Annotated in this window: 8 protein-coding genes; 7 read left to right on the top strand and 1 reads right to left on the bottom strand. The window is 70.3% G+C overall.

What is annotated here, in order from left to right:
• The first annotated feature begins 240 nt into the window (after positions 1-240).
• The gene (locus OHS59_RS14685) at positions 241-1,887 is read left to right on the top strand and encodes a M4 family metallopeptidase (RefSeq protein ID WP_328493844.1); all 1,647 of its coding nucleotides are present in this window, start codon (positions 241-243) and stop codon (positions 1,885-1,887) included.
• Between the two features lie 71 nt (positions 1,888-1,958).
• A complete protein-coding gene (locus tag OHS59_RS14690) occupies positions 1,959-2,465 on the top strand; it encodes a DUF1990 family protein (RefSeq protein WP_328493845.1) in 507 nt (168 codons plus the stop codon).
• A gap of 61 nt (positions 2,466-2,526) precedes the next feature.
• Here OHS59_RS14690 and OHS59_RS14695 read toward each other — a convergent pair whose 3' ends face one another.
• Complete coding sequence (locus tag OHS59_RS14695; RefSeq protein ID WP_328493846.1) at positions 2,527-5,145, bottom strand: glycosyltransferase family 1 protein; 2,619 nt, start codon at positions 5,143-5,145, stop codon at positions 2,527-2,529.
• A gap of 440 nt (positions 5,146-5,585) precedes the next feature.
• On the opposite strand from OHS59_RS14695, the gene OHS59_RS14700 reads away from it, so the two are divergent.
• The 5 genes from OHS59_RS14700 to glgB all read left to right on the top strand — a co-directional run bounded on the left by OHS59_RS14700 (position 5,586) and on the right by glgB (position 15,072).
• A complete protein-coding gene (locus OHS59_RS14700; protein WP_328493847.1) occupies positions 5,586-6,785 on the top strand; it encodes a S8 family peptidase in 1,200 nt (399 codons plus the stop codon).
• A 239-nt stretch (positions 6,786-7,024) separates the two neighbouring features.
• Positions 7,025-9,295 carry an alpha-1,4-glucan--maltose-1-phosphate maltosyltransferase gene (locus OHS59_RS14705; RefSeq protein ID WP_328493848.1) on the top strand — a complete coding sequence of 757 codons (2,271 nt, stop codon included), beginning with the start codon at positions 7,025-7,027 and terminating at the stop codon, positions 9,293-9,295.
• Positions 9,292-10,992, top strand: a complete 1,701-nt coding sequence (gene treS, locus OHS59_RS14710; RefSeq protein ID WP_328493849.1) for a maltose alpha-D-glucosyltransferase — start codon at positions 9,292-9,294, stop codon at positions 10,990-10,992. The genes OHS59_RS14705 and treS overlap by 4 nt, the downstream gene beginning before the upstream one ends.
• Before the next feature lie 106 nt (positions 10,993-11,098).
• The gene (locus tag OHS59_RS14715) at positions 11,099-12,559 is read left to right on the top strand and encodes a maltokinase N-terminal cap-like domain-containing protein (protein ID WP_328493850.1); all 1,461 of its coding nucleotides are present in this window, start codon (positions 11,099-11,101) and stop codon (positions 12,557-12,559) included.
• Between the two features lie 44 nt (positions 12,560-12,603).
• Entirely contained in the window at positions 12,604-15,072 is a 2,469-nt protein-coding gene (gene glgB / locus OHS59_RS14720; RefSeq protein ID WP_328493851.1) for a 1,4-alpha-glucan branching enzyme, read from the top strand.
• Positions 15,073-15,148: the final 76 nt, after the last annotated feature.

Here is a 15,148-nt window from a genome sequence, read left to right on the forward strand (position 1 = left end):
ACGGACTTCCGGTTCCATTGCCAGACCTTTGCGGGCGATCAAGTCCGCAATGCGTACGCGGATCTTCGGGCAGCGGACGATTTCCGGCCAACCTCCATTTGCCCCGCTGACATGTACGCGACCCAACTGGCACTGTTCACCTCGCACAGCACGGATCAGTACGGCACGCCCGCACCGCAACTTCACAGTCGCCCGACCGCTTCCCCATGACGGTCGGTCACCCCCCACGAAGGAGCTTGTGTGACCCCCCTCTACGCGCGTCGCAACCGCACCACCCTGGCCATCGCCACCGCTGTCGCGGCCGGTGCTCTGCTCACCACCGGTCTCACCTCCGGTGCCTCCGCCCAGACCCCGGCGGAGACGTCCGAGGCGACCCTCGCCGCGGCCCCGGTCCAGCTGTCCCCCGCGGCCCGTACGACCCTCATCGCGAAGGCCGACGCCGCCACCACGGAGACCGCCGACGAGATAGGCCTCGGCGCCCAGGAGAAGCTGGTCGTCAGAGACGTCCTCAAGGACGCCGACGGCACGACCCACACCCGCTACGAGCGCACGTACGCGGGACTCCCGGTCCTCGGCGGTGACCTGGTCGTCCACGAGACCAAGGCCGGCGCGACCACGGGCGTGACCAAGGCGACCAAGGCCACCATCAAGGTCTCCGACGTGACCCCGGGCATCGCCAAGTCCGTGGCCGAGAAGCAGGCCGTGTCCGCCGCGAAGGCCGAGGGCAGCAAGAAGTCGGCCGCCGACAAGGCGCCCCGCAAGGTCGTCTGGGCGGCCGACGGCAAGCCGGTCCTGGCCTACGAGACGGTCGTCGGCGGCTTCCAGCACGACGGCACCCCGCAGGAGCTGCACGTCGTCACCGACGCCGAGTCGGGCAAGAAGCTGTACGAGTGGGAGGCGGTCAAGACCGGTATCGGCAACAGCCAGTACTCCGGCAAGGTCACCATCGGCACCTCGCTCTCCGGCTCGACGTACCAGCTCAACGACACGTCGCGCGGCTCGCACAAGACGTACAACCTCAACAAGGGCACCTCCGGCACGGGCACCCTGTTCACCGACGCGGACGACACCTGGGGCACGGGCGCCGCGTCCAACACCCAGACCGCCGCGGTCGACGCGCACTACGGGGCCCAGGTCACCTGGGACTTCTACAAGAACGTGCTCGGCCGCACCGGCATCAAGAACAACGGTGTCGCGGCCTACTCCCGCGTCCACTACAGCACGGCGTACGTCAACGCCTTCTGGCAGGACTCCTGCTTCTGCATGACGTACGGCGACGGCGCGGGCAGCGTCAAGCCGCTCACCTCGCTGGACGTCGCGGGCCACGAGATGAGCCACGGCGTGACCGCGAACACCGCCGGCCTCAACTACAGCGGTGAGTCCGGCGGCCTGAACGAGGCCACCTCCGACATCTTCGGCACGGCGGTCGAGTTCTACGCGGCCAGCTCGTCCGACGTCGGCGACTACCTCATCGGCGAGAAGATCGACATCAACGGCAACGGCACCCCGCTGCGTTACATGGACAAGCCCTCCAAGGACGGCGCGTCCAAGGACAGCTGGTCCTCCAGCCTCGGCTCGGTCGACGTCCACTACTCCTCGGGCCCGGCGAACCACTTCTTCTACCTCCTCTCGGAGGGCAGCGGCGCCAAGACGATCAACGGAGTCAGCTACAACTCCACGACGTCGAACGGCACGACGCTCACCGGCATCGGCCGCGACAAGGCCATCAAGATCTGGTACAAGGCGCTCACCGAGTACATGACGTCCACGACGAAGTACGCGGGCGCCCGTACGGCGACGCTGAGCGCGGCGTCGGCGCTGTACGGCTCGACGAGCACCGAGTACAAGGCGGTGGCGGCGGCCTGGTCCGGCGTGAACGTCGCGTAACGCTCCCAGCAGTGGCACGGGCGGTACCCGGGACGAGGTCGGTCCCGGGTACCGCCCTACTCTTGGTTCCCATGCCCTTCACGTACGAGGATGTGGGCGCGACCCGCGACGGCCGGTGCCCACCCGGCTTCCACCCACTGCACGTCCGCAGCCGCATAGGCGAGGGCCACGAGGTCTTCAAATCCGCCTCCCAGGCGGTCATGACCTGGGAACTCCACAAGGCGGCCGGCGTCACGATCACGACGGACGCAGCGGAGGCGGCCCCGGGTGTCGACGTGACGGTCGGCCTGGGCTCCTTCATCAAGGCTCCCTGCCGCGTCGTGTGGACCCTCGACGAACCCCGCCGCGCCGGCTGGGCCTACGGCACCCTGCCCGGCCACCCGGAGTCCGGCGAGGAGGCCTTCGTGGTCGACCGCACCGGCGACGGCACGGTCTGGCTGACCGTGACCGCCTTCAGCCGCCCCGCGAAGTGGTACACGAAGGCGGGCGGGGCGGCCACGCGCGGCCTGCAGCACGCGTACGCGCGGCGGTGCGGGGTGGTGCTGCGGCGGATGTGCGCGGAGTTCGACGAGGCGTAGGCGCGGCGAGGTGTGCACCGGGGCGACCGCGCCCGCGCGCACACCTCGCCGCGCCGCCGCGTCACCGCATCAGCACCCCCGCCCCCTCCACCAGCTCCTCCGCGGGTACCGCCACCAGGCCCAGTTCCGCGTTGGAGGCGAGGAGCCGGTGGGCCGGCAGGACGCGGACCGTGTAGCCGAAGGGGCCCGTGCGGTCGAGGGCGAGCGGGCCCTCGTAGAGCCAGCGGCCCTCCGGGTCCGGGCCGCCCGCCGGTTTCAGCGGGAAGGTCGTGCCGTCCGTGATGCGGTCCTCGGAGTCGACGCGGCCCGAGACCGCCTGGACCTCGACGTCGTCCGGGGCCAGGTCGCCGAGGCCGACGAGGACCCGCAGGGACAGCGTCGAACCCAGCTCGGCCGTCGCGGTCACGGCCGTCGTCTCGACGTGGTCGACCGTGACGTGCGGCCAGGCCGACCGCACCCGGGCCTTCCACACCGCCAGTTCCCGCGCGGCGGAGTGGTCCATGGAGCGGTGGGCCAGGGCCGCCGGGGTGTAGAGCCGTTCCACGTACTCGCGGACCATGCGGCCGGCCAGGACCTTCGGGCCCAGGTGGGTGAGGGTCTGGCGGACCATCTCGATCCAGCGGTCGGGCAGGCCGGCCCGGCCGAGTTCGTAGAAGCGCGGGGCCACCCGCTGTTCCAGCAGCTCGTAGAGGGCCGAGGCCTCCAGTTCGTCGCGGCGGTCGTCGTCGACCGCGGTGCCGTCCGCCGTGGGGATCGCCCAGCCGAAGTCCGGCCCGAACCATTCGTCCCACCAGCCGTCCAGGACCGACAGGTTGAGGCAGCCGTTCAGCGCGGCCTTCATTCCTGAGGTCCCGCACGCCTCCAGCGGGCGCAGCGGGTTGTTGAGCCAGATGTCGCAGCCGGGGTACAGCTTCTGCGCCATCGCCATGCCGTAGTCGGGGAGGAAGACGAGGCGGTGGCGTACGCGCGGGTCGTCGGCGAAGCGCACCAGTTCCTGGACGAGGCGTTTGCCGCCGTCGTCGGCCGGGTGGGCCTTGCCCGCCACCACGATCTGGATCGGCCGCTCGGAGTGCAGCAGCAGGTCCATGAGCCGGTCCCGGTCCCGCAGCATCAGCGTCAGGCGCTTGTAGGAGGGGACGCGGCGCGCGAACCCGATCGTCAGGACGTCGGGATCGAGTACGCCGTCGATCCAGCCCAGTTCGCCCGTCCCCGCGCCGCGCTGCCGCCAGGACGCGTACAGCCGCTCCCGTACCTCGGTCACCAGCTGCTCGCGCAGGGAGCGGCGCAGCTCCCAGATGTCCTGGTCGGGGATGTCGGCGACGGCGTCCCAGCGGTCGGAGCCGCCGACGGTGAGGGCGTCCTCGGTGCGCTGCGCGCCGATCTGGCGGGCGCCGAGCCGGAACACCTCGGGCGCCACCCAGGTGGGGGCGTGGACGCCGTTCGTCACGGAGGTGATGGGTACCTCGGCCGGGTCGAAGCCCGGCCACAGCCCGGAGAACATCTCCCGGCTGACCTGGCCGTGCAGGAGGGAGACGCCGTTCGCGCGCTGGCCGAGCCGCAGTCCCATCACGGCCATGTTGAAGAGGTTCGGCTCGCCGCCCGGGTAGGTCTCCATGCCCAGGCGCAGGATGCGTTCGACGTCGATGCGCGGGAGTTCGGCGTCGGGGCCGAAGTGGCGGGCCACCAGCTCCCGGTCGAAGCGGTCGATGCCGGCGGGCACGGGGGTGTGGGTCGTGAAGACGGTCCCGGCCCTGACCGCTTCGAGGGCGGCGTCGAAGTCGAGGTCCTCCTCGGACAGTTCGTGGATGCGCTCCAGGCCGAGGAAGCCCGCGTGGCCCTCGTTCGTGTGGAACACCTCGGGCCGCGCGTGACCCGTCAGCCGGCAGTACGTACGGACGGCGCGCACCCCGCCGATGCCGAGCAGCATCTCCTGGAGCAGCCGGTGCTCGCTGCCGCCGCCGTAGAGCCGGTCGGTGACACCGCGCTCGCCGAGGTCGTTCTCCTCGACGTCGGAGTCGAGCAGCAGCAGCGGGACCCGCCCGACCTGGGCCAGCCAGATCCGGGCGTGCAGGGCCGTGCCGCCGGGCAGGGCCAGGGAGACCTGGGAGGGCGAGCCGTCGGGTTCGCGCAGCAGGGAGACGGGCAGTTCGTTGGGGTCCAGGACCGGATAGTGCTCCTGCTGCCAGCCGTCCCGGGACAGGGACTGACGGAAGTATCCGTGCCGGTACAGCAGTCCGACGCCGATCAGGGGTACGCCGAGGTCGCTGGCCGCCTTGAGATGGTCCCCGGCGAGGATGCCGAGGCCTCCGGAGTACTGCGGCAGCGCGGCGGTGATGCCGAACTCGGGTGAGAAGTAGGCGATGGCGTCGGGGAGTTCGGACGGCTGGGACTGGTACCAGCGGTCCCCCGTCACGTAGTCGTTGAGATCGTCGGCGGCAGCGGCCAGCCGCCGCAGGAACCGCCGGTCGTCCGCGAGCTGGGCCAGCCGCCCGGACGACACGCTCCCGAGGAGGCGTACGGGATCGCATCCGGAGGCGGTCCAGCGCTCGGGGTCCACGGACTGGAAGAGGTCACGGGTCTCGGCATGCCAGGACCAGCGCAGATTGCGCGCCAGGTCGCTGAGGGGGTGGAGGGCTTCGGGGAGTACGGGACGCACGGTGAACCTGCGGATGGCCTTCACGAGCTTCCACCTTCACAAAGGACGTATCAGGAGGGGCGAACCAGGGCCGTGAGGGACACACGTCGGTGTGCGCCCTTCGTCACCCACGACGGTAGCGGCGAGGGTGCCTCCGCAACTACGGCGCGAAGCGCTCGGCGGGGTGCACTGTGATCAGAGCGCGGGCCCGGTGAGGGCTGGGCGCGCAGTTCCCCGCGCCCCTTCGGGGGCGCTCTTCGAGGGCTCTTCGAGGCCTCTTCGGGGAGGGCGGGTGATATGGCCGATTCCACCCCGGCGGGTGGTCTTGTGGGGGTTCGCGGCGCACGAGAGGCTGCCGAATGGCGATCCGGCCGCCATGCCCGCACGGCCCTTCCAAGGTCCGGCGAGGCCCGCGTGCGCCCGCCGAGGGCGCGGGCGCACGACCCCGGCCGGGTCACGCCGAGTCGACGAGGGGAACGCAGACCATGGCAGTGACGCGCACGCGGCGGCTGCACTGGGCGGGGGGCCTGACCGCGGTCCTGACGGCCGCGGCCGTCACGGCTCCCGCTCCGACCGCACACGCCGCTCCCGAGGGGCGGATATCCGGCAGCGCGAGAGCCGGCTCCGTCAGCGGCAGCTACATCGTGACGCTCAAAGGGGCAACGAGGGCTCCGTCGAAGGCGGGCAAGGCCGTCGCCACCGAGTACGGAGCAGAAATAAGCCACACCTACAGCACCGCGCTCAACGGCTACGCGGTGCGGGCGGGCGAGCGGCAGGCGCGGCGGCTGGCCGCCGACTCCCGGGTGGCCTCGGTCGCACGGGACGCCACGGTGACCGTCGAGCACCGGCAGCCGGATCCGCCGTGGGGCCTGGACCGCATCGACCAGCGGGAACTGCCGCTGGACAGCGGCTACACCTGGCCCGAGTCCGCGGGGCAGGGCGTGACGGCGTACGTCATCGACACCGGCGTACGCGTCACCCACCAGGACTTCGGCGGCCGGGCGGGCTCCGGCTGGGACTTCGTCGACAACGACGCCGTCGCCCAGGACGGCCAGGGCCACGGCACGCATGTGGCGGGCACGATCGCTGGCACCACGTACGGGGTCGCGAAGCAGGCACGGATCGTCGCCGTCCGCGTGCTCGACAACAACGGGGCGGGCACGCTGTCGCAGGTCATCGCCGGTATCGACTGGGTGACGGAACATGCCAGGAAGCCGGCGGTCGCCAACATGAGCCTGGGCGGCCTAGCGACCCCGCAACTGGACGCCGCCGTACGCAACTCCATCGCCTCCGGCGTCACCTACACACTCGCGGCAGGCAACGACGGCCGCCCGGCGAGCCTCTACTCACCGGCCCGCGTCAAGGAGGCGATCACGGTCGGGGCGGGCGACAAGAAGGACGCCAGGGCGTACTTCTCCAACTGGGGCGCGCGACTGGACCTGTTCGCGCCGGGCGTGGACGTCACCTCCGCCTCGAACACGAGCGACACCGGGAGGGCTACCCACTCGGGTACCTCGATGGCGTCGCCCCATGCCGCCGGCGCGGCCGCGCTGTATCTCGCCGACCACCCCGCGGCGACTCCGGCCGAGGTCGGCAGGGCTCTCGCCGAGCGAGCCGCCTCCGGGGAGATGTCCGACGTGGGCCTCGGTTCCCCCAACAGGCTCCTGCAGGTCGACAACCCTTGACCAAGTGCTCATTCACGGACCGGTCTCGTCCCGCGAATCCCGGGTAGATGTTTGACGGATCAGTGGCGGATTCCCATCGGGCGAGGCCGGTCTTGTGTGTGGACATACGCGCGAGTAGTTAACAAAGTGCCGGATTGCCTACCCGAAAGGGGTGGGAAGGCTCCATCGGTAACGCACCGCAGGACCCACCTCCCCACACTCTCATCCGCCCGCCCACGTTGACGCGGACAGGAGCGGTCATGCCCGCCAAGCACCACCAGCCGTCACCACCCCCGACGCCCGGCACCACACCACCCCCGGATCCGGGGGAGAAAGCCGACCGCCCACAGTCACCGAAAGCCCGGAGCGCCGTGAAGGCGGCTCCGGCGGAATCGACCGAGCCGACCGGTAAGACCGGAGAAACCGGGCGTACCGGACCCACGGATCCGGCCAAGTCCACGGCACCCGGCGCCGGGCAGGCCGCCCCCGCGGCCCCCGCCGTCCCCACTCCCGGGAGTGCTCCCGTGATCGGCCGCATCCCCGTCCTGGACGTACGTCCTCTCGTCGTGGGCGGCCGACGCCCCGCCAAGGCCGTGGTGGGAGAGGCTTTCGAGATCTCCGCGACGGTCTTCCGCGAGGGCCACGACGCGGTCGCCGCGAACGTCGTCCTGCGCGGCCCCGAGGGCCGCACGGGCCCCTGGACACCCCTGCGCGAACTCGCCCCCGGCACCGACCGCTGGGGCGCCACCGTCTCCGTACCGGAAGCCGGTGACTGGACATACACGGTGAAGGCGTGGGGCGATCCGATCACCACCTGGCGCCATCATGCCCGGATCAAGATCCCGGCGGGCATCGACACCGAACTCGTCCTGGAGGAGGGCGCGCTGCTGTACGAGCGTGCCGCTGCCGGGGTGCCGAAGAGCAAGGGCCGGCGTGAGGCGATCCTCGCGGCCGTGGAGGCCCTACGGGACACCGGCCGTCCCGCGGCGGCCCGTCTCGCCGCCGCGCTCACTCCCGACGTGGACCACGTCCTCGCGCGCCACCCCCTGCGCGAACTGGTTACCGCCGCCGACCCGTTGAACCTGCAGGTGGAGCGGGAGCGGGCGTTGTTCGGCTCCTGGTACGAGTTCTTCCCGCGCTCGGAGGGCGCGGTGGTCGAGCCCGGCAAACCACCGGTCAGCGGCACCTTCCGGACCGCGGCCCGGCGGCTGCCCGCCATCGCCGACATGGGCTTCGACGTGGTGTACCTGCCACCGGTCCACCCCATCGGCACGACCTTCCGCAAGGGCCCGAACAACACACTGGACCCCGGCCCGTACGACGTCGGGGTGCCGTGGGCGATCGGCTCACCCGAGGGCGGGCACGACGCCGTCCACCCCGACCTGGGCACGATCGACGACTTCGACGCGTTCGTGCGCCGGGCCACGGAACTGGACCTGGAGATCGCGCTCGACTTCGCCCTCCAGTGCTCACCCGACCATCCCTGGGTGGAGAAGCATCCGGAATGGTTCCACCACCGCTCCGACGGCACGATCGCGTACGCGGAGAACCCGCCTAAGAAGTACCAGGACATCTATCCGATCGCCTTCGACCGGGACATGCCGGGCCTGGTGCGGGAGACGCTCAGAGTGCTGCGGTTCTGGATGAGCCATGGCGTACGGATCTTCCGCGTCGACAATCCCCACACGAAACCCGTCGTCTTCTGGGAGCGGGTGATCGCGGACATCAACCGCACCGACCCGGATGTGATCTTCCTGGCCGAGGCGTTCACCCGCCCGGCGATGATGCACACGCTCGGCGCGATCGGTTTCCAGCAGTCGTACACGTATTTCACCTGGCGCAACACCAAGCAGGAACTGACCGAATACCTCACCGAACTCTCCGGTGACGCTGCCGCCTATATGCGGCCGAACTTCTTCGTCAACACCCCCGACATCCTGCACGAGTTCCTTCAGCACGGCGGCCGGGCGGCGTTCGAACTGCGCGCGGTACTGGCGGCGACGCTCTCCCCGACCTGGGGCGTCTACAGCGGATTCGAGCTGTGCGAGGGCGTGCCGGTGCGCGACGGCAGCGAAGAGTACCTGAACTCCGAAAAGTACCAACTGCGTCCGCGAGACTGGGAGTCGGCAGAACGTGAAGGCCGTAGCATCGCGCCCCTGATTGCCGAACTCAATGCGATCAGGCGCCGCAGCCCCGCCCTTCGGCAACTGCGTGACCTGCATTTCCATCACACGGACAAGGAGGCGGTGCTCGCCTACTCAAAGTCGGTCACGGATGAACGCGGATCGAACACGGTTCTGGTGGTCGTGAACCTCGACCCCCACCACACCCAGGAAGCCACGGTCTCGTTGGACATGCCACGACTCGGCCTCGACGAGCACGCGTCGGTGCCGGTCCGCGACGAGCTGACCGGCGAGACCTACCACTGGGGCAGGGCCAACTACGTACGCCTGACGCCGGGACACCGGCCCGCGCACGTCCTGACCGTCCTGCGACCGTCCTCACCGCCCACCGGAGGGTCACCCACATGATCGTCAACGAACCCGTCCCGGACACCTTCGAGGACACCCCCGCCAAGGACCGGGACCCCGAATGGTTCAAACGCGCCGTCTTCTACGAAGTCCTCGTCCGCTCCTTCCAGGACAGCAACGGCGACGGCATCGGCGACCTCAAAGGCCTCACCGCCAAACTCGACTACCTCCAATGGCTCGGCGTCGACTGCCTGTGGCTGCCCCCCTTCTTCCAGTCCCCCCTGCGCGACGGCGGCTACGACGTCTCCGACTACACCGCCGTCCTGCCCGAATTCGGCGACCTCGCCGACTTCGTCGAATTCGTCGACGCCGCCCACCACCGCGGCATGCGCGTCATCATCGACTTCGTCATGAACCACACCAGCGACCAGCACCCCTGGTTCCAGGCCTCCCGCAACGACCCCACCGGCCCCTACGGCGACTACTACATGTGGGCCGACGACGACCGCCAGTACCCCGACGCCCGCATCATCTTCGTCGACACCGAAGCCTCCAACTGGACCTTCGACCCCGTCCGCAAGCAGTACTACTTCCACCGCTTCTTCTCCCACCAGCCCGACCTCAACTTCGAAAACCCCGCCGTCGTCGAAGAAATCATCTCCGCCCTGCGCTTCTGGCTCGACCTGGGCATCGACGGCTTCCGCCTCGACGCCGTCCCCTACCTCTTCGCCGAAGAGGGCACCGACTGCGAAAACCTCCCCGCCACCCACCAGGTCCTCAAACAGGTCCGCGCCGAGATCGACGCCCACTACCCCGACACCGTCCTGCTCGCCGAAGCCAACCAATGGCCCGAAGACGTCGTCGACTACTTCGGCGACTACACCGCCGGCGGCGACGAATGCCACATGGCCTTCCACTTCCCCGTCATGCCCCGCATCTTCATGGCCGTCCGCCGCGAATCCCGCTACCCCGTCTCCGAAATCCTCGCGAAAACCCCCGCCATCCCCTCCGGCTGCCAATGGGGCATCTTCCTGCGCAACCACGACGAGCTCACCCTCGAAATGGTCACCGACGAAGAACGCGACTACATGTACGCGGAATACGCCAAAGACCCCCGCATGCGCGCCAACATCGGCATCCGCCGCCGCCTCGCCACCCTCCTCGACAACGACCGCAACCAGATCGAACTCTTCACCGCCCTCCTCCTGTCCCTCCCCGGCAGCCCGATCCTCTACTACGGCGACGAGATCGGCATGGGCGACAACATCTGGCTCGGCGACCGCGACGCGGTCCGCACCCCCATGCAATGGACCCCCGACCGCAACGCCGGCTTCTCCTCCTGCGACCCCGGCCGCCTCTACCTCCCCACCATCATGGACCCCGTCCACGGCTACCAGGTCACCAACGTCGAAGCATCGATGTCCTCCCCCTCATCGCTGCTGCACTGGACCCGCCGCATGATCGAGATCCGCAAACAGAACCCCGCCTTCGGCCTCGGCTCCTACACCGAACTCCCCTCCTCCAACCCCGCCGTCATCGCCTTCCTCCGCGAATACAAAGACGACCTCGTCCTGTGCGTCCACAACTTCTCCCGCTTCGCCCAGCCCACCGAACTCGACCTCCAGACCTTCAACGGACGCCACCCCGTCGAACTCATCGGCGGCGTCCGCTTCCCCGCCATCGGCGAACTCCCCTACCTCCTCACCCTCGCCGGCCACGGCTTCTACTGGTTCCGCCTCCGCAAGGACGCGGTCTAGCAGGGCCTGGGGAAGGACCTGCACAACGGACGGCGGGGCGGTTTCCCCCGCCCCGCCCTGGGCACGCAGTAGTAACACCCCGACTCCGGGGAAAGGACGCGACGCCATGTCCGAAGCCGTCACCCGCTCAGTGCACTCCGCTTCGACGAGCCCCGGCCTTCTCGCGTCCCTCGATCCACTGCTTCGCGAGTGGCTTCCACGGCAGCGGTGGTTCGCGGGCAAAGGCCGTCCCGTCACCGGGTTCTCCCTGGTCTCGGTGACCGAAGTGCTGCCTCTGAACTCCAGACTGGGGCTGCTCCATCTGCTCGTACGGGCGCACCAGCCGCTCGTGCCCACGCAGAGCGCGCCCGCGTATCCGGCCGACTGCTACCAACTGCTGCTCGGTGTGCGCGAGACCCTGCCGCCACGGCTGGCGCCCGCGCTGATCGGCCGTCCGGCACAGGGACCGCTGGCCGGGCTGACCGTGTACGAGGCGCTGCACGATCCTCGGCCCGCCGATGTCCTCCTGGAGGCCCTGCGGGAACGGGCACGCATCGGCGAGCTGCGCTTCGAGCGGGACATGGCGCGGGAGATCCGGGGCGATCTGGTGCCGCGGCTGGTGACGGCCGAGCAGTCCAACTCCTCTCTCGTCTACGGAGATACGTTCATCCTGAAGCTCCTGCGCCGGATCGTGCCCGGGGTCAACCCCGATCTGGAGCTTCCGCTGGCGCTGGCCCGCGAGGGCTGCTCCCGGGTTCCGGCTCCCGCCGCCTGGATGCTGGCGGACCTGACCGGCGAACCAGGTGATCCCGGTGAGCCGTACGTGCTCGGTGTGCTGCAGCCCTTCGTGCAGGGCGCCTCGGACGGCTGGGATCTGGCGCTGGGCGAACTCGCCAAGGGCGAGGACTTCAGCGGTGCGGCGCGGGCGCTCGGCCGGGCCACCGCCGAGGTCCATGTGGCGCTGGCCCGCGCGCTGCCCGAGGTGACCATGGGGCGTGCGCAGATGGAGCTGCTCGTGGAGGGTATGGCCGAGCGGCTGGAGGCCGCCGTCCACGCGGTGCCCGCGCTGCTGCCGTACGCGCCGGGTCTGCGTTCCGCGTTCGACGCGCTCGCCGATCTGGCGAGCGAGGGCCGGACGTGGACGGCCCAGCGGATCCACGGGGACCTGCACCTGGGCCAGTGCCTGCGGTCGCCGTCCGGCAGCTGGTCGCTGATCGACTTCGAGGGCGAGCCCTCCAAGCCGCTCGCCGAGCGTCGCATGCCCCAGCCGACCGCGCGGGACGTGGCCGGCATGCTCCGCTCCTTCGACTACGCGGCGCACTCGCTCCCCCCGGTTCCCGGTTCCGCCGGGCCCGAGGCGACGACTCCGTCCGCCGTGCCCGGCTGGGCCGACGCCTGCCGGGCCGCGTACTGCTCCGGGTACGCCGAGGCGGGCGGGCGTGATCCGCGTACGGATCCGGTGCTGCTGCGCGCGTACGAGACCGACAAGGCGATCTACGAAGTCGTGTACGAGGCACGGCACCGGCCCGACTGGCTGCCCGTGCCGATGGCGGCCGTCCGCCGGCTGGCCCTTCCCGAACCGTCCTGACCCCGTCCCGCTCCACCGCTCACCGTGCCGAGGAGGCTCCGCCCGTGACGCCCCGCCCGAACCCGCCCGCCAAGAAGCCGAAGAGCTCGAAGGCCAAGGCCAAGGCCGCAGGCAAGGCCGCCGAGAAGGCGAAGGCCGAGCCCACGGTCGAGGACGTACGGGAGGACGTACGGGCCGAGGTCACGGAGCCCGCACTCGTCCCCGAACCCGCTGCCGTGCCCGTCCCCGAACCTGTTGCCGCGCCCTTGGCGACACCAGTGACGCCTCAGGATGCCGTCCCTCATAGGCCCGTCCAGGAGGTGCAGGAGCCCGCTCAGGAGGTGCGGTCGCTGGCCGTGCTGGACCGGGCCGACCGGGAGCGGCTGCTCGGGGGCGCGCACCACGATCCGCACTCCGTGCTCGGGGCCCACTCCGTGCCCGACGGGGTGGTCTTCCGGGCGCTGCGGCCGTACGCGCTCGGCGTGACCGTCATCGCCGAGGGTTTGCGGGCCGAACTGCACGACGACGGGGAGGGGTTGTTCTCCGTCGTACTGCCCCTGCGGGAGGTGCCGGAGTACCGGCTGTCGGTGGAGTACGAGGGAACGGTGCAGGACACCGAGGACGCGTACCGGTTCCTGCCCACGCTCGGCGACTTCGACCTGCACCTGTTCGGAGAGGGGCGGCACGAGCAGCTGTGGAAGATCCTCGGCGCGGAGCCGATGGAGCACCAGGGCGTGGCCGGCACCCGCTTCTCGGTCTGGGCGCCGAACGCCCGCGGGGTACGGATCTCGGGGTCCTTCAACTTCTGGGACGGGACCGCGTTCCCGATGCGCTCGCTGGGCTCGTCCGGGGTGTGGGAGCTGTTCGCCCCCGGTGTCGGCGAGGGTGAGCTCTACAAGTTCGAGATCACCCGGCCCGACGGCACGAAGACGATGCGGGCCGACCCGATGGCGCGTCGTACGGAGCTGCCGCCCGCCACGTCCTCCGTGATCACTGCCTCGCGTCACGAGTGGCAGGACCAGGAGTGGATGGAGCGACGGGCCGACCGCCCCGCGCACCAGGCCCCGTTCTCCGTCTACGAACTCCATCTGGCGTCCTGGCGACCGGGCCTGACGTACCGTCAGCTCGCCGAGCAGCTGCCCGTCTACATCTCCGACCTCGGCTTCACGCACGTCGAGCTGATGCCGGTCGCCGAGCATCCCTTCGGCGGCTCCTGGGGCTACCAGGTCACCGGCTTCTACGCGCCCACCGCCCGGCTCGGCACCCCCGACGACTTCAAGTACCTCGTCGACGCGCTGCACCGGGCCGGCATCGGCGTGATCATGGACTGGGTGCCCGCGCACTTCCCGCGGGACGAGTGGGCACTGGCCGAGTTCGACGGGCGGCCCCTGTACGAGCACGAGGACCCGCTGCGGTCCGCGCACCCCGACTGGGGAACCCTCGAATTCGACTACGGGCGCCGCGAGGTGCGCAACTTCCTCGTCGCCAACGCCGTGTACTGGTGCGAGGAGTTCCACATCGACGGGCTGCGGGTCGACGCCGTCGCCTCCATGCTCTACCTCGACTACTCGCGCGAGGCCGGCCAGTGGACACCCAACGTCCACGGCGGCCGGGAGAACCTCGACGCGGTCGCCTTCCTCCAGGAGATGAACGCCACCGTCTACCGGCGCGAGCCCGGTGTCGTCACGATCGCCGAGGAGTCGACCGCGTGGGACGGCGTCACCCGGGCCACCCACCACATCGGTCCCGGCGGCTTCGGCGGTCTCGGCTTCGGGCTGAAGTGGAACATGGGCTGGATGCACGACTCGCTGGACTACGTCTCCCACGAGCCCGTCCACCGCAAGTACCACCACCATGAGATGACGTTCTCGATGGTGTACGCGTACAGCGAGAACTACGTCCTGCCGATCTCCCACGACGAGGTCGTGCACGGCAAGCGGTCGTTGGTGTCGAAGCTGCCGGGCGACTGGTGGCAGCAGCGTGCCACCGCGCGGGCCTATCTGGGCTTCATGTGGGCCCATCCCGGCAAGCAACTCCTCTTCATGGGGCAGGAGTTCGCCCAGGGCGCCGAGTGGTCGGAGGCGCACGGGCCCGACTGGTGGCTCCTCGACCCGGCGTACGGCGCGGAGGCCGACCACCGGGGTGTGCGTGACCTCGTCCGGGACCTCAACACGGTGTACCGGCAGGTGCCGGCGCTCTGGGAGCTCGACACCGACCCCGACGGGTTCGGGTGGGTCGCCGGGGATGCCGCCGAGGACAACGTCTTCGCCTTCCTGCGGCATGCCGCCGACGGCTCGCCGCTGCTCGCCGTGTCCAACTTCTCGCCCGTCGTGCGGCACGAGTACCGGCTCGGGGTGCCCGATGACGTCACCGCCTGGCACGAGGTGCTCAACACCGACGCGGGGCGGTACGGCGGGGGTGACGTGGGGAACGCCGGGGCCGTCAAGCCGGACGACCTGGCCTGGCACGGCCGCCCGGCCAGCATCCGCCTGACCCTGCCACCCCTCTCCACGGTGTGGCTCCGCCCGGCATAAGCCCCCTTTCCTCGCCCCCGCCGCCCCTACCCGTCCCGTCACCGACTCGGGGGCGCTGCCCCCGAACCCCCGGTCC

The organism is Streptomyces sp. NBC_00414 (genome assembly GCF_036038375.1).
Lineage (GTDB): Bacteria > Actinomycetota > Actinomycetes > Streptomycetales > Streptomycetaceae > Streptomyces.